22 protein-coding genes are annotated in these 25,745 nt (G+C 52.8%); 17 read left to right on the top strand and 5 right to left on the bottom strand.

The window, feature by feature from the left end:
• Positions 1–545 precede the first annotated feature (545 nt).
• Positions 546–2,735 carry an acetyl-CoA hydrolase/transferase C-terminal domain-containing protein gene (locus OOT00_RS07565; protein WP_265424707.1) on the top strand — a complete coding sequence of 730 codons (2,190 nt, stop codon included), beginning with the start codon at positions 546–548 and terminating at the stop codon, positions 2,733–2,735.
• 123 nt (positions 2,736–2,858) lie between these two features.
• On the opposite strand, the gene OOT00_RS07560 is transcribed toward OOT00_RS07565, so the two are convergent.
• The 3 genes from OOT00_RS07560 to OOT00_RS07550 all read right to left on the bottom strand — a co-directional run bounded on the left by OOT00_RS07560 (position 2,859) and on the right by OOT00_RS07550 (position 6,187).
• Positions 2,859–4,118 carry a diaminopimelate decarboxylase gene (locus tag OOT00_RS07560; RefSeq protein WP_265424706.1) on the bottom strand — a complete coding sequence of 420 codons (1,260 nt, stop codon included), beginning with the start codon at positions 4,116–4,118 and terminating at the stop codon, positions 2,859–2,861.
• A 55-nt stretch (positions 4,119–4,173) separates the two neighbouring features.
• A complete protein-coding gene (locus OOT00_RS07555) occupies positions 4,174–4,638 on the bottom strand; it encodes an Lrp/AsnC family transcriptional regulator (protein ID WP_265424705.1) in 465 nt (154 codons plus the stop codon).
• A 124-nt stretch (positions 4,639–4,762) separates the two neighbouring features.
• A complete protein-coding gene (locus tag OOT00_RS07550; protein ID WP_265424704.1) occupies positions 4,763–6,187 on the bottom strand; it encodes a DEAD/DEAH box helicase in 1,425 nt (474 codons plus the stop codon).
• 475 nt (positions 6,188–6,662) lie between these two features.
• On the opposite strand from OOT00_RS07550, the gene OOT00_RS07545 reads away from it, so the two are divergent.
• The 5 genes from OOT00_RS07545 to OOT00_RS07525 all read left to right on the top strand — a co-directional run bounded on the left by OOT00_RS07545 (position 6,663) and on the right by OOT00_RS07525 (position 10,944).
• Entirely contained in the window at positions 6,663–8,171 is a 1,509-nt protein-coding gene (locus OOT00_RS07545; RefSeq protein WP_265424703.1) for an HD domain-containing phosphohydrolase, read from the top strand.
• 217 nt (positions 8,172–8,388) lie between these two features.
• Positions 8,389–8,742 carry a PilZ domain-containing protein gene (locus OOT00_RS07540; protein ID WP_265424702.1) on the top strand — a complete coding sequence of 118 codons (354 nt, stop codon included), beginning with the start codon at positions 8,389–8,391 and terminating at the stop codon, positions 8,740–8,742.
• A 184-nt stretch (positions 8,743–8,926) separates the two neighbouring features.
• Positions 8,927–9,388 (top strand): chemotaxis protein CheX, encoded by a 462-nt coding sequence (locus OOT00_RS07535; RefSeq protein WP_265424701.1) that lies wholly within the window; start codon positions 8,927–8,929, stop codon positions 9,386–9,388.
• A 40-nt stretch (positions 9,389–9,428) separates the two neighbouring features.
• On the top strand, positions 9,429–9,806 hold the full coding sequence (locus OOT00_RS07530; RefSeq protein ID WP_265424700.1) for a chemotaxis response regulator CheY: 378 nt from the start codon (positions 9,429–9,431) through the stop codon (positions 9,804–9,806).
• 79 nt (positions 9,807–9,885) lie between these two features.
• Entirely contained in the window at positions 9,886–10,944 is a 1,059-nt protein-coding gene (locus OOT00_RS07525) for a sigma-54 interaction domain-containing protein (protein WP_265424699.1), read from the top strand.
• Between the two features lie 350 nt (positions 10,945–11,294).
• Here OOT00_RS07525 and OOT00_RS07520 read toward each other — a convergent pair whose 3' ends face one another.
• Positions 11,295–11,498 carry a hypothetical protein gene (locus tag OOT00_RS07520; protein ID WP_265424698.1) on the bottom strand — a complete coding sequence of 68 codons (204 nt, stop codon included), beginning with the start codon at positions 11,496–11,498 and terminating at the stop codon, positions 11,295–11,297.
• On the opposite strand from OOT00_RS07520, the gene OOT00_RS07515 reads away from it, so the two are divergent.
• The 11 genes from OOT00_RS07515 (at position 11,482) to OOT00_RS07465 (ending at position 22,997) form a co-directional block, all read left to right on the top strand.
• Complete coding sequence (locus tag OOT00_RS07515; RefSeq protein WP_265424697.1) at positions 11,482–13,896, top strand: tetratricopeptide repeat protein; 2,415 nt, start codon at positions 11,482–11,484, stop codon at positions 13,894–13,896. The genes OOT00_RS07520 and OOT00_RS07515 overlap by 17 nt on opposite strands.
• 50 nt (positions 13,897–13,946) lie before the next feature.
• Positions 13,947–15,302 (top strand): sigma-54-dependent transcriptional regulator, encoded by a 1,356-nt coding sequence (locus OOT00_RS07510; RefSeq protein ID WP_265424696.1) that lies wholly within the window; start codon positions 13,947–13,949, stop codon positions 15,300–15,302.
• Between the two features lie 320 nt (positions 15,303–15,622).
• On the top strand, positions 15,623–16,030 hold the full coding sequence (gene flgB / locus OOT00_RS07505; RefSeq protein ID WP_265424695.1) for a flagellar basal body rod protein FlgB: 408 nt from the start codon (positions 15,623–15,625) through the stop codon (positions 16,028–16,030).
• The gene (flgC, locus tag OOT00_RS07500; RefSeq protein WP_265424694.1) at positions 16,030–16,530 is read left to right on the top strand and encodes a flagellar basal body rod protein FlgC; all 501 of its coding nucleotides are present in this window, start codon (positions 16,030–16,032) and stop codon (positions 16,528–16,530) included. The genes flgB and flgC overlap by 1 nt, the downstream gene beginning before the upstream one ends.
• 121 nt (positions 16,531–16,651) lie before the next feature.
• Positions 16,652–16,954 carry a flagellar hook-basal body complex protein FliE gene (gene fliE / locus OOT00_RS07495; protein ID WP_265424693.1) on the top strand — a complete coding sequence of 101 codons (303 nt, stop codon included), beginning with the start codon at positions 16,652–16,654 and terminating at the stop codon, positions 16,952–16,954.
• A gap of 30 nt (positions 16,955–16,984) precedes the next feature.
• Positions 16,985–18,580 (top strand): flagellar basal-body MS-ring/collar protein FliF, encoded by a 1,596-nt coding sequence (fliF, locus tag OOT00_RS07490; protein ID WP_265424692.1) that lies wholly within the window; start codon positions 16,985–16,987, stop codon positions 18,578–18,580.
• Between the two features lie 34 nt (positions 18,581–18,614).
• Positions 18,615–19,637 (top strand): flagellar motor switch protein FliG, encoded by a 1,023-nt coding sequence (gene fliG / locus OOT00_RS07485; protein WP_265424691.1) that lies wholly within the window; start codon positions 18,615–18,617, stop codon positions 19,635–19,637.
• Entirely contained in the window at positions 19,630–20,676 is a 1,047-nt protein-coding gene (locus OOT00_RS07480) for a FliH/SctL family protein (RefSeq protein ID WP_265424690.1), read from the top strand. The genes fliG and OOT00_RS07480 overlap by 8 nt, the downstream gene beginning before the upstream one ends.
• A gap of 1 nt (position 20,677) precedes the next feature.
• Positions 20,678–22,021 carry a FliI/YscN family ATPase gene (locus OOT00_RS07475; RefSeq protein WP_368407582.1) on the top strand — a complete coding sequence of 448 codons (1,344 nt, stop codon included), beginning with the start codon at positions 20,678–20,680 and terminating at the stop codon, positions 22,019–22,021.
• Positions 22,018–22,467 (top strand): flagellar export protein FliJ, encoded by a 450-nt coding sequence (locus tag OOT00_RS07470; RefSeq protein ID WP_265424689.1) that lies wholly within the window; start codon positions 22,018–22,020, stop codon positions 22,465–22,467. The genes OOT00_RS07475 and OOT00_RS07470 overlap by 4 nt, the downstream gene beginning before the upstream one ends.
• Positions 22,464–22,997, top strand: coding sequence for a MotE family protein (locus OOT00_RS07465; RefSeq protein ID WP_265424688.1), 534 nt, complete (start codon positions 22,464–22,466; stop codon positions 22,995–22,997). The genes OOT00_RS07470 and OOT00_RS07465 overlap by 4 nt, the downstream gene beginning before the upstream one ends.
• Positions 22,998–23,226: 229 nt before the next feature.
• On the opposite strand, the gene OOT00_RS07460 is transcribed toward OOT00_RS07465, so the two are convergent.
• Positions 23,227–25,737, bottom strand: coding sequence for a PKD domain-containing protein (locus OOT00_RS07460; protein ID WP_265424687.1), 2,511 nt, complete (start codon positions 25,735–25,737; stop codon positions 23,227–23,229).
• Between the last annotated feature and the right edge of the window lie 8 nt (positions 25,738–25,745).

Below are 25,745 nucleotides of genomic sequence, written 5' to 3'. Positions count from 1 at the left end.
GGTTCATGGAATCATCTTACGGATGAGTTCCCGGGTTCTCCTGGTAAACAGGGTTATCTTTTGTAAACATTTGAAAAAATGAATTATTTTACATTTAGTTCGTGTGTCATATAAATTTGATTGCCTGACTGTCAAGGATGAACCGTGTTTTTGATTGTGGCCAAAGAATTCTGTTTTTTTGAAATGAAAGGAACTTTTCCGCCCTTGATCTTGAAAATACTATTGTTTTTTATGTTTTACTTTGAAAAATGAGAGCGGGCTGTTAATTGATTTTGGTGACGGAACAGGTTCTGATGAGCGGCGATTTCACAAAAGAAAGAGCCGTCTGGGAGCAAAATATGCTTTCAGGGCAAGGGCGCAGAGCTTTTTTGAAAGATGAACGATGCCATCTGGAAATGTTGACTTTTAAGGAGTGTGTCACTATAAGATAATTTTGATTTTCAAAGTGAATGCTGTTTAGGGTGTGGAAGCTGCAGGCAAATGCTTGTATGCAAGAGGCATGTTGTTGAAACCTTACTCATTAAAACCGGCAGCGGGGGAAGAGCATGAAAAAACCTGTAATATTTAATGATCCGGAACAAATGGTGGATTTTATCATTGAAAATGTTGGCAAAGATCTTGTTTTTGGGACACAGCTGGGTCTGGGAAAACCCAATAATATTCTGAATGCCGTATACCGGCGCGTTCAAAAAGATCCCAGCTTGAACCTGCGTATTATCACGGGCCTTTCTCTGGAGCCCCCTGCACCTGGAAGTGAACTGGAGCGCCGTTTCCTTGGTCCCCTTGTGGAAAGGGTATGGGGCGGATATGTGGAGTTGGATTACGCCAGAGACATGCGCCTTAAGAAACTGCCCCCCAATGTCACCATCAGTGAGTTTTTCTACAAGGCCGGTGCCTTCATGAATAACCCTCACATGCAGCAGAATTATATGAACAGTAATTATACCCATGCTGCCCGTGACGTGAACCTGAACGGCATGAATGTGGCCGGTGCCCTTTTGGGAAAAAAAGAGATTAATGGCGAACTCAAGTACTCCGTAGGGTGTAATGCGGATACGGCCATTGACGCCGTGGACATCATGCGGGCCAAGTGTGAAAAAGGGTTCAAGGGCATTGCCATCGGTGAGATTAACAACAACCTCCCCTTTATGTTCGGGGATGCTGTTACGGAGCCTGAAATCTTTGATGCCATTCTGGAAAGCCCCCAGAGTGACTACAGGCTTTTTGGTGCCCCCAAGGAATCCATCAATACAATTGATTACTGCATTGGCCTGCATGCCAGTGCGCTGATTCCCGATGACGGAACCCTGCAGATCGGTATTGGTTCCCTCGGTGATGCCATCACCTATGGTCTCACCGTTCGCCATAAGCATAACGACCAGTACAAAAAACTGCTGAGCGAAGCGGGTATCATGGACCGGTACACGGACATGATCGATACCTGGGGGGGAACGGAGCCTTTTCAAAAAGGTCTTTATGGTTCCACGGAAATGTTGGTGGATACCTTTGTGGATCTTTACAAGGAAGGCATCATGAACCGCAGGGTCTATGATGACATCCGTATTCAGCGGGTTGTGAATGCAGGTCTCTTTACCGATGACAGAAATGTGACGCCGGAAGGTTTCCGCCAGATTATTGAAGATGGCGGTGTGCACCGGGTACTGACGCAAAAGGATGTTGTTTTTCTCAAGCGGTTTGGTGTTCTGAAGGACAGTGTGGTGTATCAGGATGGCAGGTTGGTGGATGGTGCCAATGCCGTGTCGGCGGATATGGGTGATGTGGAAAATCTGAAAGCCGTTGCCGGAACCATGTTGGGAGATAAGCTGAAGGAAGGGTACTGGGCCCATGCTGGTTTCTATCTTGGTCCCCTGAAGCTGTATGATACCCTGAATGCCATGAGTGATGAGGAAAGAGCACTGATCAACATGACCAGCGTGCTCAACGTGAATCAGCTCTATTCAAACAACAAATACGGCAGTCTTGAGCTGAGGGTGCTGCAGCGGAAAAATGCCCGGTTCATCAATGCGGGCCTGATGGTGACCTTGTCTGGTATGGTGGTTTCGGACAGTCTGGAAAACCTCAAAGTGGTTTCCGGCATCGGTGGCCAGTATAACTTTGTGTCCATGGCCCATGCTCTGGAGGGGGCCAGAGGTGCAATCATGATCCGTGCCACCCGGGGGGAAGGCCCGAAGACCGTATCCAATGTGGTTTTCAATTATGGACACTGCTCCGTGCCCCGTCATTTGAGGGATATTGTCATTACGGAGTATGGTATTGCCGATCTCAGGGGGCAGTCTGACAAGAATGTTATCAAGCAGCTGCTGCATGTGGCAGACTCCCGCTTTCAGGAAGGTCTGCTTGAAAAAGCCAAGCAGGCTGGCAAGATCGAGGCAGACTACCGAATTCCCGATGCCTTCAGGAACAATTATCCTGAAAAGCTGGAAAAGCTTATTGCTCCTTATAAAAAAGAAGGTTTGTTCGGTCCCTTCCCCTTTGGGACGGTATTTACGGATGAAGAAATTACCATCGGCAAGGCCCTGAGGACTTTCAAAACGAAAGCAGACATCAGTAAGTTTGCTGCAGCAAAGGGGGTTATCAGTCAGTTTATGGGTTCTGCACCGGAGGCTGCCAGGCCTTATCTCAAGCGCATGGACCTGGAAAATCCCAAAGATTTCAAGGAAAAAGTTTTGCAGAAGGTTGTTCTCTGTGCGCTGAAAGACACGGGCGCCATCTGATTTCTGCCAGCTGATTCTGTATGAATGCAAAAGCCGACTCCCTTTGTGGGGGGTCGGCTTTTCGATTCTGGTTAGGGTCACGTCATAGGGTTTTCGTTTTGCGGCTGCTTATAAAGGGGCTGCTCAGGGCCGGAGTATGGTTTCTTCAAAATGCAGAGTGGCAAACAAGTCGTCCAGGGTTTCTTTTCTCCGTATCCGGGCGGTGCTTCCGTCCTGCCGCAGGAGCAGTTCCTGGGGCCTGAGCTGACCGTTGTAGTTGAAGCCCATGGCATGGCCGTGGGCACCGGTATCGTGGATGATGAGAATATCTCCTTCTTCAATGGGTGGTAAAGGACGCTGTATGGCAAACTTGTCGTTGTTTTCGCATAGGGAGCCGACCACATCCACAGGCTTGTCCTGGGGAGAGGCTTGTTTGTTCAGCACTTCGATGTGATGATAGGCACCGTACATGCCCGGCCGCATGAGGGCGGACATGCAGGCATCCACACCGACGTAGTGTCGGTAGGTGTCCTTGCGATTGATGGCCCGGGTGACCAGCACGCCGTGGGGGCCTGTCATGTAACGGCCGGATTCCATGAGAAGGGCTGGCATGTAGCCGTGTTTCTCTTTGAACTCACGAAACAGCTCCGTGATTTCCACCCCCATGGACGCAATATCCAGGGCATCCTCTTCCGGCCTGTAGGGAATGCCTAGGCCACCACCGATATTGAGAAAAGAAAGCCGGAGGCCCAATGAGGTCAGGAGGTCGGCAGCAAGGCTTAGCAGCATGCGGGCAGTTTCCACCATATAGGCATGGTTCCGTTCATTGGAAACCACCATGGTATGCAGGCCAAAATGCTTGACTCCTCTTTCCATGGCCATTTGGTACGCGGGTATAACCTGTTCGTGGGTAATGCCGTATTTGGCTTCCACAGGATTGCCGATGATGGCATTGCCCGTACGTCTTGGTCCGGGATTGTAGCGGAAACAGATGGTTTCGGGCATTTCCGGAACCTTGGGAATCAGGCTGATGTCATCAAGGTTCAGGATGCAGCCGCCATCGGCCAGTGCGGCGGAAAAGTCTTCGGGCGATGTGTTGTTTGAGGTGAAAAGAATGTCCTCTGCCCTTGCACCGATGCTTCGTGCAAGGGCCAGTTCCGCAATGGAGCTGCAGTCAAAGCCGAAGCCCATGGATTGCATCAATTTCAGAATGGAGGGGTTGGGCAGGGCTTTGACGGCAAAGTATTCCCGGAATCCGGGTATGCTACTGAATTGCTGTTTCAGGCTGGCACCCGTTTCAAGAATCCCTTTTTCATCATAAATATGGAAGGGTGTTGCAAAATGTTGTGCTATGTCAGTGAGTTTGGGGAAGAGTCGGTTTTGAAATGCGGACGGCATGGGCATGGATTCAGTCCTTTCTTATTGATGAAACCAGAAGTGCGCGAAAATACCGCCAGCTTCAGGGGATGATGGCATCCAGGGGAATCTTGGCGCTTTCCTTGTGGGTGGCCAGGGCAATATGGGTGTGTACACGGGCAATTCCGGGCAGTCCTGCAATGTGTTTCTGAACGGTGCGGTGCAGTTCTGTTACAGAAGAGCTGCGCAGTTTCACCAGAAAGGCATCGTTACCGGTAATATAGTGTACTTCCTGGGTGTCGGGCAGCGCTGAGAGTGCTTCTGCCACGCTGGTACAGGCTTCGGGCCGGTCAAGGGTAATCTGGAGGAAGGCTACGAGATCCCTGTGAAGTTTTTCCGGGTTGAGGCGGACTTCATAGCCGTCAATAATACCCTGTTTTTCCAGTTTACGGATGCGTTCCAGAACAGCGGAAGGGGCAAGACCCACCTGCCGGGCGACTTCCACATTGGGAATCCTGGCTTTTTCCTGAAGTATGGAAAGAATCTGCAGGCTGATGTCATCAATCATGGTGTCTCGTTCAAGGAGGGTTGGAAGGGTACCATCCGGTCCCGCCTGGGATGGAGGTGGGGTAACTGTAGGGATACTATAGTGGGTATTTCGGGCGGGTCAAGAATAAAATTTATGTAGCGGCTTAATGGAAAGAATTATATTCTGGTAATATCGCGTCAAGCCCTGATTTGTTCTGGGTTTCTCCGTATGCATGAAGGCGGTGACGGGCCATGGTGGCCAGTACATCCACATGGACATCCACGTAATCAAAGACACGGGCTTTTTTCTGATTGCCCGAGGGTCGTAGAATTCGGCCCAGGTACTGGAGAAGGCGGCCGGAAAAGCGTATGGGGGTTGCCAGAAAGAGGGTGGACAGATCTCTGCAGTCAAAGCCTTCACCGATGAGCTGGCCTGTGGCCACAAGAACTTTGACTTCTCCGGCTTCAAGGGCTTCTGTGACCTTTTTTCTTTCGGAGTTTTTCAGGCTGCCTGTCAGCAGGGCTGCCTGAATTTTATGGCCGTATCGGAGCATGCCATGGAGGATTTCACAGTGCTGGCGGCGGTCGGACAGTACCAGCATGACTCCTTCGGCCTGCATGCGGCACTGGTGGGCCACATCTTCAACGATGAGGCGGTTTCTTCCGGCATCACTGATCAGTTCCCTCATCATTTTTGTATAGGCCGTTACGGGGTCATGAAAGGGTTTGAATGCCGTTTTCCGGAACTGAATTTCTGCAGAAAGAATATGTCCACCCCGGATGAGCTTTTTCTGATCCACGGCATGGTGGACATCTCCGAGATACCAGAAGATCAGTGGTGACAGCTTATCCCTGCGGAAAAGAGTGGCTGACAGTCCGAGACAGTAGCGTGCGGGGAAGACAGATACGGCCTGGGTGAAGGTTTTGGAGGGAGTTCGGTGGCATTCATCCACAATAATGTGACCGATACGGTGTACAAGTTCCCTATGATTTTTGACAAGACTCTGGACCAGAGCCACGGTGATGGCCTGGCCCGGTCTGGTACGGCCTGCGCCAACCATGCCGATTTCCTCTTCGGGAATACCCAGGAATTCCTGGATCCGTGCTACCCATTGCAGGGCCAGTTCCCGTGTGTGCACCACAATCAGAGCCGGTTGGCGGCGTCTGGCCACAAGAGCCAGGGCCATGACCGTTTTTCCGGCTCCTGTGGGGGCATTGAGGGTACCGAATTCTTTGGATGCCATGGCCAGGACAGCCTGTTTCTGAAAATCTTTCAGATTTGCGCAAAAACGAAAGGGTATTTCCGGTAGGGAAAGCCGGTGATCCTCCAGCGTCCACGGCAGCCCGTGATTCCGGAGTAGCAGCATAAGACGGCGTGTGTACCCCCGTGGCAGGGTGAATATTCCATTTTCTGTTTCTGAATAGAAGACAAGGTGCCTGGGAGTATTTCCGTTCCACCGGCCCATGCGCTGGTTCTCCAGCCATTTGGGATTTTCGAGACTGAGGGTCTGGCGAACCTCCTCCTCAAGGTGGGGGGGGAGATGCCGTACCTCCAGGTCATGGCGTAAGCGGAGCAATGGGAGTTTCAAAGGATTCCCGGTTGAAAAGGATGTGTTCGGCATGATAGAGTAAAAACCTGCACTGGAATCAAAGGATTTCCCGGGCCCGAAAACCCTGCCATTATAACCGCAGATCAGTTCTGAAACCATTCCCGATGAAAGGTGTCTCTTCCCTTCCCTGGGCCACAGGAACATTTTGTACTCGTACCCTAGGGATTTTGGGGGTGAAAGACAATGGCTTTTCACCGGTTCGGAAAAGGAAGCCTGTTGCGCAGGCCGAATACCGTGACAGATAGCAGGATGCAGAAGTCCGCTTCCTTGATGGCTTTGGGTCCGAAGCAGATGATAATGTATGTTTTATCTTGAAAAATTAAGGTTTTCAGTGGATACTTTCACTATCTTCATGGTCTGTCATAATTTTGTCACAGGGTAGGGTGACGGTATTGAGCGGCATGGCGGGGCTGGTGGATCTGGAATCTCCGGGGGTGCGTGTGGGGCCGAAGGCATGAAAAAAGAGGCTGTGGCGGGGACCATTCTTTTTGTGGACGATGAAACCAGTATTCTTGAGATTGCTCAGGAATATTTTCAGCATAAGGGATATCGGGTCCTTACGGCGGAAAATGGGATGCAAGCCCTTGATATTCTAGGTAAAGAACCTGTAGATTGCTGTTTTACGGATATCAATATGCCGGGAATGGATGGTCTGGAGCTGGCAGAACACATCCGGAATATGGATAACACCCTGCCTGTGATTGTCATGACGGGTTACCCCTCTCTGGAAAATACCATTCGGACCCTGAAGAACGGAGTTGTCGATTTTCTGATTAAGCCGGTGAATCTCAACCAGATGGATCTTTGTGTGAAAAGGGTTCTCAGGGAGCGCAGGCTGTTTGTGGAGAATCTCCTTCTTAAAGAGGAGGTGGCCCGTAAAAATAAGCTTGAAAAACTGAACAGAGACCTGAAGGCGAGGGTCACCGAACTGGGGGTTTTGAACCGGATTATGGGGGCCTTTACCCTTGTGCCGGAAAGCGGTGATGTTTTCCGCAGGCTTGTGGATATGGCCCAGGAGCTTTGTTCGGCCAGCTCTGCATGGTTTTATGTTGTCAACGACCTTTTGCCGGCACCGCGGGAAGTGGCCGCTGTTTCCGGTGCCCTGCCCGGCACTGGCGGGCCGGATTCCAGGTTGGCGGAACTTCTGAAGGAAGTGGCCACGGACGGGCTGCCTTTTCTGATGCCTGTGAATCCAGTTGGCCACAGCCTGGCTGCGGGTGTGGGTTCTGCCATGATTGTACCCCTTAAAATCCGGGAAAAGGTATTCGGGCTCCTGTATGCGGTACGGGAAAAAGCAGACGGTCGTTTTTCGGATAAAGATCTTTTTTATGCCAGCGTCATGGCCGGGCATGCCGCCCACGCCATAGAGAATCTGGCTCTTTACGAAAATATTTACGAGAATCTTTTTGGGACTCTGTATGCCTTTGTTTCTGCCATTGAGGCCAAAGACTCCTATACGCATCAGCATTCCAATCGGGTAGCGGATCTGGCCGTTGCCCTTGGGCAGAGGATGGGGCTGGATGCGGAATCGCTGGATGTCCTTCTTTTTGCGGGCAGGCTGCATGATATCGGTAAAATTGGCGTACGGGATGATGTTCTGCTGAAGCCCGGTCGTCTCACGGACGATGAGTATGAGGCGATCAAGGAACATCCTGCCATTGGAGCAGGCATTGTGGGTAAACTGGGGCTCTGGAGCCGGGAGCAGGAAATCATTCTCTACCATCATGAACGTTACGATGGCGGTGGATATCCCAAGGGTCTTGCCGGTCAGGAAATCCCTTTTCTGGCAAGAATCCTCAGTGTGGCGGATGCCTATGATGCCATGGCTTCGGACCGGGCCTACCGAAGGCGGCTGCCGGAAAAGGAAATTTTTTCTATCATGCGACAGGCCCGGGGGAAACAGTTTGACCCTGAAGTTTTGGATGTTTTTCTGCAGATGGGAGCGGAAGGTCTTCTTGGCTGAAGCCGTGAAGAATGCGGTGAGGTTTGTTTCTGGCACCTTTTCCCCTTTTGAATAGGGCAGAGAGGGGTGAACGCTTTGACAGCGCAGTTTCTCCATCTCTTTGTCTGTAAGAATTTCAAAAGCATGCATATTCAGCATGGAATGGCTGAACAGCTCCTTTTTTGCAATGAATGGCGTGGGTTTGGGCAGCATAAGGATTTTCCATGGAGGAGGCCGTATGGAGGAGAGAAGGGAAGATGGAGACGAAAGGCGGCGGATGAAGCGCGTACCCTTCGAGACCGAGGTCCGTCTTCAGGCGGGAGAGCATGAAATCCGTGTGGTGGGTAATTCCAGGGATCTGAGCCAGAAGGGCGTTTTTCTTGCTACGGACGTTCTTTTGTCCGAAGGTATGGAGTGCCGTGTTGAGGTGCTGCTTTCCGGCATGGAAGATCCCATTCATCTTTGTATGAAAGGCAGGGTTGCACGGTTGGTACCCGGTGGGGTGGGGGTGGAGTTTTTTGAAATGGATCTTGAAACCTTTACCCATTTACGTAATGTGGTACTTTATAATAGTGATGATGGATCTTTATAAAATAAAGCACAACAACGGGCGTCAGATCAGGATGAATTTGGTGGAAAGGCGTATTCGTAGTAAGGATATTGTGCCCGTGCGGCATTTCTTTTCTGCGGCAGGTTCAAGGTAGCAGACAACACTCTGATTGGTAGTCAGGGACTGTTTATATGGATAGAAAAATGTATCAGAGAGGATATCCTGCATGGATGCAACACTGATCAACCCTTTTATTAACGCAACCATTAATGTTCTGGAAACCATGGCCTTTGTTAAGTCAAAACCGGGGAAACCTTTTTTGAAAAAAGAGGATGTGGCCAGGGGGGATGTGACGGGAATTATTGGCCTCACGGGTGCTGCCAATGGCACCATTGCTGTAACCTTTGATGAAGGTTCCATTTTGAAGGTTGTTTCCAATATGTTTGGGGAACCGATGACGGAGCTGAACAATGAGGTGGCAGATGCGGTGGGCGAGATTACCAACATGATTTCCGGGCAGGCCCGCCGGGAGCTGGAGGGCCTTGGAAAGGTGTTTGAGGCTGCCATTCCTTCGGTGGTAAGTGGTAAAAACCATACCATTACCCATTATACGGAAGGTCCGAAGATCGCGATCCCTTTCACAACAGAAGGGGGACAGTTTACCATAGAGGTCTGTCTTGAGCGATAGGACTAACCTTTAATCAGGAAATCAAAGGAGTTTTTCCCTCATGGATACTTCCATCAAAATTCTTTGTGTCGATGATTTTGCGACCATGCGACGTATTCTTAAAAATATTCTTAAGCAGCTTGGTTTTACAAATATTACGGAAGCTGATGACGGAACCACGGCTCTTGAAGAGTTGAAAAAAGGTCACTTCGACCTGATTATTTCGGACTGGAACATGCCCAAGATGTCTGGCCTTGAGCTGCTGAAAGCTGTACGTGCCATGGATGACTACAAAAACATACCCTTTCTCATGGTAACGGCAGAGGCGCAGAAACAGAATGTGGTGGAAGCTGTGCAGGCAGGGGTTTCCAATTATGTGGTAAAGCCGTTTACGGCAGAAGCCATTGCGGAGAAGATAGAGAAAGTTCTGGTAAAGTAGAGGGATGAAGAACAGGGGTAGAATTCTGTCAGAAAACGGATGGTTGGCAACAGGAATTTAAAAGTGGAACGGATATTCGATGGGTCTGGAAGTGATACAGAACGAATTGATATCAAAAGATACGGGGACAGGAGAGGATTTCCCGGCCTTCATGGGGCTGGTTGGGCAGAGTACCCGTATGCAGAAAGTTTTCCAGACTATCCGAAAGGTGGCGGCAACGGACAGCTCTGTGTTGATTACCGGAGAATCCGGAACGGGTAAAGAGCTGATTGCGCGGGCCATCCATGCACTCAGCCCGCGCCGCAACGGGCCTATGGTCATTATTAATTGTGGTGCCATTCCCGGTGAGTTACTGGAGTCAGAGCTTTTCGGCCACGAGAAAGGGGCGTTTACAGGGGCTCACCGGAGCCGCATGGGACGCTTTGAAATGGCTGATGGCGGCACTATTTTTCTTGATGAGATCGGTGATATGAGTCCCGGTCTTCAGGTGAAGCTGCTTCGGGCCATTCAGGAGCAGACCTTTGAGCGTGTGGGAGGCGGTCAGTCCGTTCGTGTCAATATACGGGTGCTGTCAGCCACTCACAGGGATCTTGTTACGGCCATTGGAACGGGTGCTTTCCGTGAAGATCTTTACTACCGTCTTAACGTTATTCCCATCAAGGTGCCACCCCTGCGGGAACGTAAGGAGGATATTCCTCTTTTAAGCCGTTATTTCCTCGAACGCCTGGCGGCCCGTTTTGAGGAGGGTACGAAGCGTTTTACTGATGCCGCACAGGATCTGCTGTTGGCTTATGAGTGGCCCGGTAATATCCGCGAGCTGGAAAATATGATGGAGCGGATGGCTGTCATGAGTGAGGATTCCCTTATCGGAGAGGATGAGCTGCCGGAGTCGGTACGGGGCATCCGCACGCCGGAGCGTGTGCTGGCTCTCAATCCGCTTCATAATGGAATGGGCTTTACGGAGGCTGTTGATCTTTATCAGAAAACGCTCATCATTGAAGCGTTGAACCGTTGTGACTGGGTGAAGGCCAAAGCCGCTGCCCTGCTGAAAATGAATCGTACGACACTGGTGGAAAAAATCAAAAAGCTGAAAATAGTCCGGGAAGAACCCCTGTCACCGGATCTGGATCTGTTTTAGGGCCGATGGTACGGTGGGGCAGGCCGGAGAGCCTGAATGAAAACCCCGGTGGTTTATAAGCAAACGTTTTGGATACTGTCTGCCGATGGGGTGATCAGCCCGTTGGTTTATTTTGGCAGGAGTGTTGGAATTCTGACACGGAGCCGGCGGGGAAACCGCCGGCTTTTTTGTCCTGAACCGATGGGCTGGCGGAGCCAAAAAGTTTTGCTGACAGGCTCCATCCGTTGCGGGTCTGTTTTTTTGAATGAAATTGGAAGCAGTGTGTTCTGTGGCATTGACCTTGCATTTGTGAAGAACGTGGCGTTTTTGCGGACCTGATTTTTCTGCTAAGAGAACACGGTGTTTGCGGATTAATGCCGAAGGCCGGAGAGAATATCCCTGACAGCAGGCTGCTGTTCCGGGATTTTGCCGGAGCCCGCAGGTATGGGTGAGCGTTGCGTGGACCGGCGGAAGGTGTGGAACACAATGAGGCGGCTGCCCATGGATGGAGTCCCGATGACCAGATTCATGAAACGACTGTGCCGGGTATGGGGAGGAATGATGATTCTCCTCATGGCCTTTCCGGCTGCAGCCGCGCCGGTCCTTGAGGGTATTGAGCTTGCTGATGATCCCTTCCGCATAGCCCTGCGTTTTGACAGTGAAGTCCGGTGGCGCGTGTTCCAGACTGGTCCTAAAGAGCTGGTGGTGGCTCTGCAGGATACTTCTGTGGCCAGGGATCTTGCCCGAAGCGGTTCGGGGCTCTCTCTTATTGAACGCATTGTTTACAAACGGTCTGCCGATGGGAATGCGACCCTTATTGTGGAAACAAAGGCGGTCATACGGGCAGTGGATACCCGTTGGCGGTCAGGGGTGCGGGTTCTTGAGGTGTTTTTGTATCCGGAAGTGGTCCTGACTCATAAAACACCCCGTAGCTCATTGGAAAAGCGAAGACGAGCCGATACGGCCCTTGTGACCCGGCGTCCGGAGATAGAAAGGGAAAAAAGGGTTGAGCCTGCCACAGGAAGTATTCGGACGGAAGAGATTTTTGATCTGGAAGGCTATGGGGGTATTGATACACTGCTGGATGCTGTTTTGGCCTCTTCCTGCGGAGGCGGGGTTCATGTGCGGGTAGCTGTGCGCAGTATGCGTGAGGGAAATTGCGAACAGGCGCTGGATACTCTGGCTCAGGGTCTTATGGAAGATTGCGGGTATGTATATGCCTATCTGGATGCATGGTGCCGTTTTCAGAGGGTGAAGAGACCCTCGGAGATGCTGGCCTTGGCCAGAGAGCTGGTTTCCCTTGTGGTGAAGGAGCCGGAGTCGGAGTTTTTGCCATGGGCCTATGCCATGCTGGGGGTGCTGTATCACAGAATGGGCAATGATCCTTTAGGAATGGGATATTTTGAACTGCTTCGGGAAGAATCCCCGGACTTTCCAGGTATACCGGAGATTCTACTTTATCTCGGCCGAATGTATGTGAATATCCATCGTCTTGAAGAGGCGGAACCCCTTCTCAGAGATCTTGTTGAGCGTTTTGGTCATACGGTTTTTGCCCTGGATGCCCGCATGGAGCTGGGGCGGGTTCTTTTTGAGAGAAAACGGTACTTTGATACCCTGGCTATGCTGGAAACCCTGATCAGGGAAACGCCGGACAGGGTTTTTGCCGATGCGGATCTCTTGCTGTTGGTGGGTAACAGCCATTTCCATACGGGTAACTATAAAAAGGCATTGGAGGCCCTTGTGCGGGCCTACAATGATTTCCCCGAAATGGCAGAACCGTCACTGGTGCTGACCCGTATTGCCGAATCCTATGCTGCTCTGAACGAGAAGGAGAAAGCGAAAAAACTCTATGAGCTGGTCCGTGAGATGTATCCGGGGACAGACGGTTTTGTTGTGAGCTCCATCCGTCTGGCGGAGATGCTGGAAGACAGGGAAGAAAAAGATGCTCTTTTCGAGATGGTCATCAGGGATTATCCGGATCATCCCCTTGCACGCCTTGCCCTGATGCGGCTTGCGGAATCCCGTTATGAGGCAGGAAAGTACAGCGAAACCGTTGATCTGATCCGGCGTCTGCTGGCTGCGGATCCCCGTGCGCTGCGAAGAAATGCCCTGCTCCTGATGGGAAGGGGGCTGCAGGCCCTGTTTGGTGAATATCTGGAGGCGGGACTGTACCCTGAGGTGATTCGGCGTTATGAAAGGGAGAAGGGACCACTTTATGAAATGGAAAAGCCTGAACTCCATGCCCAGGTGGGGAAGGCTTTTCTGGAAGGGCATCTCTATCCTCAGGCATTGCGGCATTATGAGAGGGCTGAGAAGCTGTGGGGTGGGGAGAAGATTCCCCCTGAGGTCCGGTATGAATATGCCTGGGCTTCCATGGAAACCGGCGATGGCGAACGGGCACTGGCACAGTTTCGGATATTTCTGAAAGAAGTTCCCCGAGATTCGCTTGCCTCTGCGGAAGCCCTTGGGGCTGTGGGCCGTATTCAGCTTGAAAAAGGAAATGATACGGCTGCCCTGCAGGCTTACAGGGATGCAGCGGGACTGGCTGCAAACGGGGTGCGGAAGGCTTTCTTTCTGATGGCGGCTTCCAAAATTGTAAGAGAAAAAGGTGACCGGGTAGCCGAAACGGATTTTCTGGAACGGGCCCTTGCATTTTTAAACAGGGAGAGCGAAGATTCGCCTGACCTCCGGTTTGAAATCCTGCGTTCCCTTGGAGAATCCAGATCGGCACAGAATCATTTTGCAGGAGCAGAGAAAGTATACCGTGAGGCGGAGGCTATGGCTGCACGTCCGGCCGGGGAACGAAATGCTGTTCGCTTCCGTCTTGCGGAAACCCTTGAAAAAACCGGTAACATGGGCGAAGCTGAAAGACTGTATGAGATACTCGTGGAAGATGCGGATCCTCTTTGGGGAAGTATGGCCAGGGAGCGTCTGGCGGGAATGCGCATTGAAACCCGGCTTCGGGATTCCTGACCAAAGGAGCCCTTGCTTGACAGGCCGATTGACGAAACCAGGGTTTTTTCATGACTAGCACACGACATTGCGTGATTTTTGCTTCGGATGCAGGGCTTCGTGACGTCCTGACACGCATGCTGGAAAGCTTCGGTTGCACTGTTGGGCCGGGGCAGACGGAAGCAGAGGCACTGCAGTTGATTCAGGCCCAGCTTCCCAGGCTTGTGGTGGGGGTATGGGAAAAGGGAAAAAATCCTCTGTCTTTTCTGGAGCGGGCAATGGCCTCCGGCACAGCGGTGCTGGTAATTTCGGCAAGCGTGGATGTGGAAATGGCGGTGGCCTGTATTCGTGGAGGCGCACTGGATTTTCTGTTGCTGCCTCTGGAAGAGGAGCGTTTTGGCAAGATTGTTTCCCGAATTCTCGGTCCGATCGGGGAGGCAGCCCTTGGCGGTACTCTGGTGAGTCAGGATTCGGGCATGCAGCGTCTGGTGGACCTGACTGTAAGGGTGGCAGCCAGTCGGGCGTCGGTTTTCATTCAGGGAGAGTCGGGAACGGGTAAAGAGCTTTTTGCGCGGATGATCCACGAGCACAGTCCCCGGAGCCGGGCTGCCTTTGTGGCTGTGAACTGTGCGGCCTTACCGGAAAATCTTCTGGAGAGTGAACTCTTTGGTCATGAAAAGGGAGCTTTTACGGGTGCCAGTTTCCGGAAGGAGGGCAAGTTTGAGCTGGCTCACGGCGGTACGCTGCTTCTGGATGAAGTTACGGAAATGCCCGTCCATCTGCAGGCAAAACTTTTGCGTGTTCTTCAGGAGGGTGCCGTGGATCGGGTGGGTGGAACCCGGCCTGTGCGGGTGGATGTGCGTATTGTGGCCACCACCAACCGGGATCTGCGGGAGGCCATGGAAGAAGGAGTATTCCGTGAAGATCTCTACCATCGCCTGAATACCATTCCCCTTCGTATTCCTCCCCTTCGTGACAGAGAGGGGGATATTCCGCTTCTGGTGCACCATTTTATACAGAAATATAATGTGGAAGATGGCAGATCCGTCAAAGGTTTGACGGATGAAGCGTTGGAGCGTTTACGATCTGTCACGTTCACAGGAAATGTACGAGAGCTGGAAAATGTAATCCGAAGAGCCGTGCTGCTTTGTGATGGTACCCTGATACGGACCGAAGATCTTCTACTTGAGGATGCCGATACTCAGAAACATCCTCTCTCTTTTGATTCGGAAGAAGGTTTGTCCCTCCCCGATGCTTTTCTTGACGCTCCTCTGAAAGAAGTGGAAAGGCATATGATTGTTCGTACCCTGAAGCGTTTTGATGGAAACCGTACCCATGCGGCCCAGCTTCTTGGTATCAGTGTGCGCACCCTGCGCAATAAGCTGAATGAGTACCGTAACGATCCGGAAATGCCGGAAGTCGTCTGACGGCCCCTCCCTTTCATGCGGAATCTTTTTCCCCGTAAAAAGCTTGTCTGAAAATGGTTGTGTGCAGCCAGTGTCATGGCATAAATGGTTGTGATTGGCGCGGAGTTGCTCAATATATTGTGTGTTGAGTTGTTCGCATAAAGATTTTCGGACAAGTTTTAAACGGATCCTCCCCTTTTCTGCTTGGCAGACTGTTTTTTTCAGGTGCCCCCGGTTTCAGGGTGGCTTATTCAGAAACAATTTTTTTGTTGTTGACGGCATGCCTGTTGCATATTTTTGGGGGAAACCTTTGGGTTGAACCGGAAAACAGGAGGTGCAGTATGGGCGGTCATCGTTTGTTTGACGCCACTTACAATATGATGGGCAGGGGGCTGGATGTGTCGAGCTATCGTCACAGCCTGATTTCTGCCAATGTTGCCAATGTGGATACCATCCATTACAAGCCCAGAGATCTGGATTTCAACGATACCCTGCAAAAGGCCATGGCAGGTCCACCCCCAAGGGAGATGGCCCTGACCCATGCAAGGCATCTGGATACGGGGCCTCCGCCGGATCCCATCCGTGCATCGGTATATGACAATGCGGATGCATACCATCTGGATTCAGTGGATATTGATGAAGAGATGAGCAACCTTGTGGAAAACAATATGAAATACCGGACAACGGCAGAAATGATGATGCGGAAAATGACCATACTGCGTCATGCCATTGCCGAAGGAGGCAGCTGATGCCAGATCTGATCAAGTCGTTTAAAATCGGTGGAACAGCCCTGTCCGCCCATAGAAAGAAAATGAATGTCATTGCCCAGAACCTGGCCAATGTGGATACCACCCGGACCGAGGAGGGCGGGCCTTACCGCCGGAAGATGGTGGTGTATGAAGGCCGTGAACTGGAGGAAATTCCCCTCGGTCTGCAGAAGGCGGAAGCCAGAGAGAAATATGACGATCTTGGTTTCTATGAGATGTTTGAGCGGGAAAGGGAGCGGGGAGGCGATCAGCGGGGTGTCAAGGTGACCCATGTTGTGCAGTCTCAGGAAGACTTCCGGCTGGTGTACAATCCCAGTCATCCGGATGCGGATCCGCTGACGGGCTATGTGGCCATGCCCAATGTGGATCACCTTACGGAAATGGCGGATATGCTGGTTGCCCGCAGAGCGTATGAGGCCAGCGTAACCGTTATGAATAATACCAAGTCCATGATGATGAAGGCTCTGGAAATCGGTAAGTAGCTGATGAATTTCCTTGATTAGCCGTCGTGCCAGCAAGCTGACAAACTTGCCGGACAAGATGGTTTCTCTTCAGGGAAACTCAAGGTGGGGTGCTGCTTTGACCATAAGAAAGGAAACCAACATGAATCCACTGGATCCCCGTTTTTCCCTGCTTCCGGTTCCGGACAGAACTCAGCCGAAGGCGGCACCGGACCCCGCTTTTTCCGGACGAAGTTTTTCCGATCGTTTGAATGGTGCTGTGGGCGAGGTGAATACCTTGCAAAATGTGGCTGATTTTGCAGCGGAAAAGGTGATGTTAGGAGAGCTGGATCTGCATGAAGGTATGATGGCTCTGCAGGAGGCGGATCTTTCCATGCGGCTTCTGGTGCAGACAAGGGCCAAGGCACTGGAAGCTTATAAAGAAATCATGCACATGCAGTTCTGATTTTTTGTCTCTTTTTTTGGAGTGTACACCATGAATCCCGTCATTGAACAGATGCTCTCCATCTGGCGCAGTATGCCTCTCATCCGGAAAATTATTCTGGGTGCTGTGGTTGCCCTGACCATTATCGGTTTTTCTTCTCTTTTTTTTATGGTGAACAAAACCGAATTCGGTATTCTTTATACCAATCTTTCCGAAGAGGATGCATCCCAGATAGTTGACAGGTTGAAGGGGATGCGGGTTCCCTATGAACTGCAGGGTGGTGGCAGTGGTATCCGTGTGCCAGCGGATGCCATTCATGAGACACGGCTTTCTCTGGCAGGAGAAGGACTTCCCAAGGGTGGTGGTGTAGGCTTTGAGGTATTTGACAAGAGTGATTTCGGTACAACGGAGTTTGTGCAGAAGCTGAACCTGCAGAGGGCACTGCAGGGTGAACTGGCGCGTACCATCCGGCAGTTTCATGAGGTCATGGATGCCAGGGTTATGGTCGTTATGCCCAAGGATTCCGTTTTCGTAGAGGAAACCCGACCTCCCAGTGCTTCCGTGCTTCTCCGCCTCCAGCAGGGGGCCGATCTGCCCCAGAGCAAGGTGGATGCGGTGGTGCACCTTGTGGCTTCAGCCATTCAGGATATGACGCCGGAGCTGGTCACTGTGGTGGATACCCGGGGGCGGGTTCTGTACCGGGGGCGCAGTGATGAGGAAAAGCTGGCGGAGCTGGAAAGCACGCGGGTGCGGAATCAGGTTCAGTATAAGAGTATACGGGAGCGGGAATTGTCTCAGCGCATTGAGACCTTGCTGGAACGTGTGGTGGGGAAGGACAGAGCCATTGTACGGGTTACGGCGGAAATGGATTTTTCCCGGGAGGAAGTGAGTGAAGAAATTTTCGATCCCAATGAAACGGAGGCCATTTTTGTCCGGAGCCGTAAAAATCTGAACGAGGAGACAGAAAGGCTCAGGGGTCCCCTGGGAGCCATTTCCAGTGTGAACCCTGTGGTGCCACCGGGAACGGAGGGCGGTCCTCTGGAAACCATGGAAAGGGGCAGCAAGCAGGATGATGTGGTCAATTATGAGTTGAGTAAAAGGGTAAGAAGTACGGAAAAACCCTTTGCCGTGCTGAGTCGCCTGAGTGTGGCGGCGGTAATTGATGGCAGGTATGAGTGGCAGAGGGATGAAGGTGGCACCATGACAAGGCGGTATGTGCAGAGAACGCCGGAGGAAATGGCTCAGTTTACGGAAGTGGTGAAAAACGCCATGGGTTTTTCCGAGGCAAGGGGGGATCAGGTTGTGGTGGAGTCCTTTGCCTTTAATCCGGATGAAGAGCCTGTCATGGATGAAGATCCTCTGACCGGTCTGGCCCGTCTGCGTAAGGACTATGGTCGCATAGCGGCCAATCTGATTCTTTTGCTTATGCTTTTCCTTTTGGTACTGAGGCCCATTCATAAAACGGTGAAGGAAATTCGGGAAGGAGCCGAACCTCCCGCCCTGCCAGATGAGCCGGGAACTCTTGTGAACATTACGGATGAGGAGGGTGAAGAGGAGCTGCCGCTGGAGGAGCAGGCTGTGAAGCTGGCACAGACAGACTTTGACCGGTCGGCCAATATTCTTAAGGGCTGGCTGCGGGACGAATAGACGGACAGGGTGAAACGGGAAAGGGGACCGGGCTGTGGCTGATAGCAAGAAAAAAAGTATGGAGATTACAAAGGGAGCACGAAGGGCGGCCATTTTTCTCCTGCTCATGGGGGAAGAATATGCCTCGGAAATGTTTCGCCGTATGAAGCCAGATGAAATCCGCATTGCTGCCACGGCCATGGGCAGCATTGACAAAGTGGAGCCCGAGGAGATGGAAGAAGTACTTTCCCTGTTTGTGGAAGCCTTTGAGGGAGAGATCAGTATTTTTGTGGAAGGGGATGATTTTTTCAGAAAAACCCTTGAAAAAGCCTTGGGGAAAGAGGCGGCTACGGCCATTATCAAGGAGATTGAAGATGCCCGTCGGGAGATTCCCTTTGACTGGAGCCGCCGTATCAACATTGATACGCTGGCTTCCTATGTGGAAGGGGAGCATCCCCAGACCATAGCTATGATTCTGGCCCATCTGCCTCCGGAAGTGGCCTCGGAGATCATGATGGTGATTCCCCATGAGAAGAAAGGGGATATTGCTTATCGGATTGCCCTTCTCGGTCAGGTCCCCGAAGAGGTGGTGCGGGATGTGGATTCCGCTCTGCGTAAGGATCTGGAGCTGGTGGGGGCCAGCCTTGGTAAAACCGGTGGCCTGCAGGTGCTGGTGGATATCCTCAATGGTGTGGATAAAAGCACGGAAGAAGTGGTCATGGAGCTTATCGAAGGCGAGAATATGGATATGGCCACCGAAATCCGGGAGCTTATGTTTGTTTTCGAGGATCTGGTGCGCGTGGACGACAGAGCCATGCGGGAGATTCTCAAGAAGGTGGAGGGTGCTCAGCTCACTCTGGCGCTCAAGGCAACCAGCGAAGATATGCGTCAGAAAATTCTGGGGAATCTCTCTGCCCGTGCGGCGGAAATGCTGCTGGAAGATTTGGATGTCATGGGGCCTGTCAAGCTTTCCGATGTGGAAGAGGCACAGATGAGCATCGTACGGGCAGCCAAGGAGCTGGAAGAACAGGGCGTGATTGCTCTGGGAGGCAAAGGAAAGGACGATATCCTTGTCTGATAAGGAACAAAACGGCGAAGAAGGCTGGGAACAGATGGATGTGGGGCGATTGCGCCGGTTTGTGCGGGAAGAGGTTCCCCTTGTCCGGCCCCCTGAAAAGGATTCGGGCGAGGAGGATCCTTTTACAGCACTGCATAAAAATGCAAAACCCGGAACGGAAGGGTTTCGGGCCTTTGCTCCCAGAGGACCTTCCTCTGCCGGTTATGCGGCTTCTTTTCCGGAAAAAGGTGCGACGGGCCCCGTTTCTTCCGGAAAGGGTGGTGGTGCTTCCGCCGGCTTCCGTCCTTCTTTTCAGCCACCTTCTGAGGAGGGGAAGGGGGCCGTTCCCGAAGAGGGTACGGTGTCTTTTCAGGAATCTCCTTCCGGGGAACAATCGGGCGAGGATTTTTCCTCAGAGAAACGGGCGACCCTGAAGAAAGAAGCGGAGCAAAAAGGGTATGCAGACGGCTTGGCCCGGGGCAGGGCCGATGGGCAGAAGGAAGGATATGCGGCAGGGCATAGTGAAGGGCTGGCCGCCGGTCGGGAAGAGGGGCTGGCTCAGGGTGCTGCGGAAGGGTACGACAAGGGGTATGGAGAGGGCAGGGAGGCGGGGCTGGCAGAGCTGGAAAGCCGGGCGCGGGAGCTGGGCGAACTTGTCTTTTCCATGCGGAATCAGTGGCCTGATATTCTGGGCCGTTACGAAAAGGAAGTGGTGAGTCTTGCCGTGGAGATTGCGGAAACCCTTGTGTTCGGTACCCTGCCTGTGGATGGGGCTGTGGTGGAAAGGGCTGTTATTTCTGCCCTGCATCGTCTTCCCGATCCTTTGAAAGTAAGCGTGGCAGTCAACCCTGAGGATTTCCAGCTGGTGGAAATGGCAAGGGAACGATTGTTTGAGGCGGTTCCCGAGTTGAGGCAGCTGGATATTGCCGCTGATCCGGGGATTTCCCGTGGGGGGTGCCGGGTAAGCGCCGCATCCGGAAGCATACGGGAAGATCTGAAGCAGCGTATGGCCGTGCTGAAGGAAACTCTCATTATGGCAGCGGATAGCCGGGGAGGCTGATGTGGAAGATGGCCTGAACCTGCATATGGATTTTTCCCGTTTCCATCGTATTGTGCGGGAAACGCTGCTGACCCGGCTGGAAGGTCGTGTGGTACAGGTGGTGGGGCTGATTGCCGAAGCTGAAGGTATTGGGCAGGGTATTGGCAGTTTCTGTCGTATTCTGCTGGATGATGGCAGCGATATGCTGGCGGAAGTGGTGGGTTTCCGTCAGGATCACACTCTGCTCATGCCCTATGGAAGCACCCGTGGAATCCGTCCGGGCAGCCGGGTCATGGTGGAAGCAGCAAGACCCCTTGCACCGGTGGGTGAAGCCTATCTGGGCCGGGTGATTGATGGCATGGGAGAGCCGCTGGACGGCCTTGGACCCATAGCAGCGGAAGTGGCCTACCCGCTTTATGGAAAGCCCATCAATCCTCTGGACCGTGATCCTGTGAAAGAGCCCATGGATGTGGGGGTCTGTGCCATTAACACCATGATACCCCTGGGCAGAGGGCAGCGTGTGGCCATCATGGCCGGTTCCGGTGTGGGGAAAAGTGTGCTGATGGGTATGATGACGCGCCATACAGCCGCCGACGTGGTGGTGATTGGGCTTATCGGAGAGCGGGGACGGGAAGTAAAGGATTTTGTTGAAGATATTCTCGGAGAGGAGGGCAGGAAGAAATCCGTTGTTATTGCAGCTACTTCGGATGTGCCACCTCTGGTGCGCATGCGGGGAGCCTACCTTGCCACCACCATGGCCGAGTATTTCCGGGATCAGGGCAAAGAAGTTCTTCTTTTGCTGGACTCCCTGACCCGCTATGCCATGTCCAGCCGGGATGTGGGGCTGGCTGCGGGAGAACCGCCTACGACCCGTGGCTATACTCCTTCCTTCTTTGTTCAGGTGCCCATTCTGCTGGAAAGGGCCGGAACGGTGAAGGGCAAGGGCAGTATTACAGGTATTTATACGGTTCTGGTGGAGGGGGATGATATGAATGATCCTGTAGGCGATACGGTGCGTTCCATTGTGGATGGTCATATTGTGCTTTCCCGTCAGATTGCCAGTCGTGGTCATTATCCGGCCATCGATGTGCTCGGCAGCGTGAGCCGTGTGGCCAGGGATGTGACCCGTCCGGAAAATCTTGCTCTGCGGGAGCAGGCCATCCGTCTTTTGGCCAGCTACAGGGAAGCGGAAGATATGATACAGATCGGTGCCTATGTGGACGGGTCCAATCCCCAGATTGATATGGCCAAAAAAATGGCTCCGAAAATTCAGGCTTTCCTGCGTCAGCGAGTGGATGTCAGGGTCACTTCAGAAGAAGGCTTTTCCACGCTGGCCGGTATTCTTGTCGGAGACAGAGACCCATGAAGCGTTTTGTTTTTCGTATGGAAGCCCTTCTCCGGTACCGGCATTTTCAGGTGCAGGAGGCTTTGCAGTCTCTTTTGGCCGTGCAGCGACTTCTGGAGGAGTGTGAAGCTTCCATGCAGGCCCTGAAGGAAGATCAGGAGGCCGGAGGGCTTGCCTTGGAAAGGGAAACCATGGAAGGGATTTCCGGTGAACGTTTCCGCATCCATACCGAATATCTGGCGGATATGGTCATACGCATGGAGAAGCTGGAGGACAGGAAAAAAAGGATTCTTTATCGGATTCGGGAAAAACAGAAGGCGCTGGATAAGGCGCGCATGGCGGAAAAAGCTCTGGAAAATCTGAAGGAGCGGCGAAGCGAAGAATACAGGCAGGAAATGGATCTCCTGCAGCAGAAAGAGGCCGATGATATGATTTCCATCCGGAAGGTGAGGGAGGACAGGTCATGAGCATGCGAATGGGCTGGTGGTTCCCTTTGGGAATGTGGGCATGCCTGCTGCTGGTTGTTCCGGACGGTGGTTTCGTTCGGGCAGAGGAGAGGGAAGCCATTGTTGTGGAGCTGGAAGGCATGGCTGCGCGGCGGGAAGCCATCCGGAAAGAAGCCGAAGCTCTGGATGAAGAGCGCAGGCGACTGAACCAGTTGCGCAGGGAAGTGGAAGAAGAAATTGAGCGCCTGCAGGAGCTGAACCGGCAGGTGGAAGAAGGGCTTGAGCGTCTCAGCCGGAAGCGCAGTGAGGCGGAGCGCCGGGTGGAGGCCGAAGAGGCGGCAAAAATTGAACAGCTGGCCCGTTTTTATTCGGGTATGCGGCCCAATCAGGCAGGCCCTGTTTTTGATGCCATGGATCCCGGGGTGGCACGGGATATTTTTCGGGCCATGAGACCGGCGGCGGCGGCCAATATTCTTGGCCGCATGGATCCGGGCAAGGCGGCGGTGATCAGTCAGAAAATGGCGGAAAGGGACGTGCGGGTAAAGGAGTAGGGGAGGAGGCTGGTAAGAGCCTTGCCGATGAGGGAAACGTTGAATGATGGTAGCTGATCCGATCCTGACTTTTGGGCTGTTATGGTCAGCCGGATTCCCAATCATGCAAAGAATAAAAGGTGGCAATCAAACCTGTCGCTGCACCTTATGCAATGACAGGTTCTGGTATTGTACGATCATGGTATGAATCTTTGCAGACGGAAGTCTGCCGCTTACGGGTTGTGGTCTCTCATTCAGGGAAGAAAATGGAGCTCATAAAGCACCCGCCGCCACCCCCGGAGCCTGCCGTGTCACCGGAAGAGGGGGGGGCTGTTACGGGAAGGGCAAGCCCGGAAGGATCTTCTACAATGCCGGGGGCGGGGTTTGTATCCCATGGTCCGTTATCTGTAATATAGATAAATACCTGATCTCTGGCATGGTTGAAAACGGCCCCGTCTCCCTGCCCGGCTGAAATCAGGTGGCGGTCAAAATCCACCCAGCCTCTTACAGGATGGTATTTCATCCATGAACTTCCCCGTGGTGCTGGCTCTGGAAGGTAAAGGATGAACTTGGCTGTTTCCCCATGCCCTGCTTCCATGGCCATGCGGAAAAGACCGTAGGGCAGGTTTGGGGGGCGGTTGTTCATATCCCGTATGTCGTCCGGGTCATGGACGCTGAAATCCGTGAGGCCGGGTGTCTGCATGATGGCCACCGGAGGTCCGGGAATGGAGCGGATCGGGATGGTATTATCGGGAATGCCGGGCATGCTGACACTGGACGGGCTGATGGTCACGTGGATTTTATGGGTTGCCTCCAGTCCGTTAGCATCACGAACAAGGATCTGGAAGCCCAGAGTTGTGTTCATGGATACAGGGGGAGCCATAAAACGGGTTGTCATGCCCGTTCCCGGAAGAAGAAAGACAGGTGGCCCCTGGGTTTGGGTCCAAATATATTCTTGTATGGCCGCATCAGAACCTGTGGAACCTTCAGCTGAAAGCTGAAATTTTTCTCCGGAATAACCGCTGGCAGGCCATATGCGGGCCTTTGCCACCGGCTGGGGGCTTGTTTGGGAGATGATAAGGACTTGCAGGGTAACAGTATTCCGGATGCTGTCGGTTATGGTCAGCGTGGTGCTGCCGGAAGACAGGCCGGTGAGGTTGAGGGATAGGCTGTTGGCCGTTTCCCGGGAGACCTGACAGGATAGAAGCTGGGGGTGCCGAATGGCTATTCTGTATGGCCCTGTGCCTCCCTGAATGCTAACGGGCTGCATCAGGCCCTGGCGCAGCTGGGGACGCGGAATATCCGCTTTCATTTCTTTAACGGTTACGTTGACGGTCTGTGTGCTGCTGGCTCCACCGCTGTCGGTGGCTTTCAGGCTGATGCTGTGATCGCCGCTGGCAAGGGAGTTAGTGGAAAAGGAGTTGCCGCTTCCCAGATTTGTGATCTGTCCCCCATTGTTACTTTGCCATGTAAGGGAGCTGCCCGAAAGATTGCCATCCTCTGTGTCTTGCGCTGTGCCGTAGAAGACTACCGTTTCTCCCTTTTCAAAAACCGCATCCGGTAAGGGGCGGTAAATAACGGGTATGGAGGGAGGGGTATTGCCGCAGGTGATGGAAATCTGCGCCGTATGACTGCCGCCATCTTTATCTTTTACCGTAAGGCGGATGTCATGGCGACCATCGCTGAGGGTGTTTGTTTCGAAGCTGCGCCCTGTACCGATTTCACCGTCTCTGCCGGAGGTCCACACCATCTGGATGTCCGGAAGGAGCCCATCCTCTCTGTCCGTTCCCTGCCCCCGAAACTCAATGGTCTCTCCGGCCATGAAGTGCTGCCCGTCCCCGGGGCTCAGTATTTCGGCCACGGGCGGATGATTCCCTGCAATGATGGTAATGGTGTCGTTTCCTGTTTTTCCATCCTTATCCCGGGCTGTCAGCGTAATGTGGTGTTCCCCGGAAGACAGGGTCACATTCCTGAGTTCTTCACCGGTTCCTATGGTTCCGTCCTTGCTGGATGACCAGCTGAGATCACTGCCCGTAAGTGGTCCGTCTTCAGGGTCATGGGCAGAGCCGCTTAAGGTGATGGCTTCCCCAAGGTTGAAGGAGCTCCCATCGGCCGGGGCATGAATGACAGCCACAGGAGGTTCATTCCGGACTTCTATCTGAATCCTTGCTGCTGGACTGATCATGCCGTGACTGTCCATGGCGGTAAGGGAGATGGTGTGATGTCCTGCGGTAAGGTTGCCGATATCCAGGGTTGGACCGGTGCCGAGAAATCCATTTCTGTCCGAAACCCAGCGGAGGTCATCGTTGGTTATCCGGCCATCTTCCGCATCGTCACCATATCCTTCAAAACGGATGTGCTGCCGAACAAAAAAGAAGGCACCGTCATCGGGTTGGGTGATATGGGCCTGAGGTGCTGTGTTGATGATTGTGAGGGTGATGGTGTGGGTTCCTATTTTTCCGGCATCATCGCGGATCAGCAGGGTGATGGTGTGGAGCCCCGGAGAGAGGTTCTGGGTGCCGAAGGTCTGCAGGGAAGAAAGAACACCGTCTCTGGAGGAGGCCCACTGGTACTCTGTAATGGTCTGGCCCGGTGCGATGACGGCGCTTCCCAGAAAAGAAACATAGCTGCCCGCAATTATCTGGCTTCCATCAGCTGGAGTTGAGATGGTAACGACAGGGTCGGCTGCCATGGTCTGGGCGGGAGTCAAAGAAAGTAAAAGCGTTATGGCCAGAAAAAAAGTACGGTAAAACCGGGCCATGGCCGTTC

Origin of the sequence: Desulfobotulus pelophilus (assembly GCF_026155325.1) — a bacterium.
Classification (GTDB): Bacteria; Desulfobacterota; Desulfobacteria; order Desulfobacterales; family ASO4-4; genus Desulfobotulus; species Desulfobotulus pelophilus.
The sequence above is the reverse complement of the archived record's forward strand: the minus strand, read 5'-3'. Positions and strand labels throughout refer to the sequence as shown.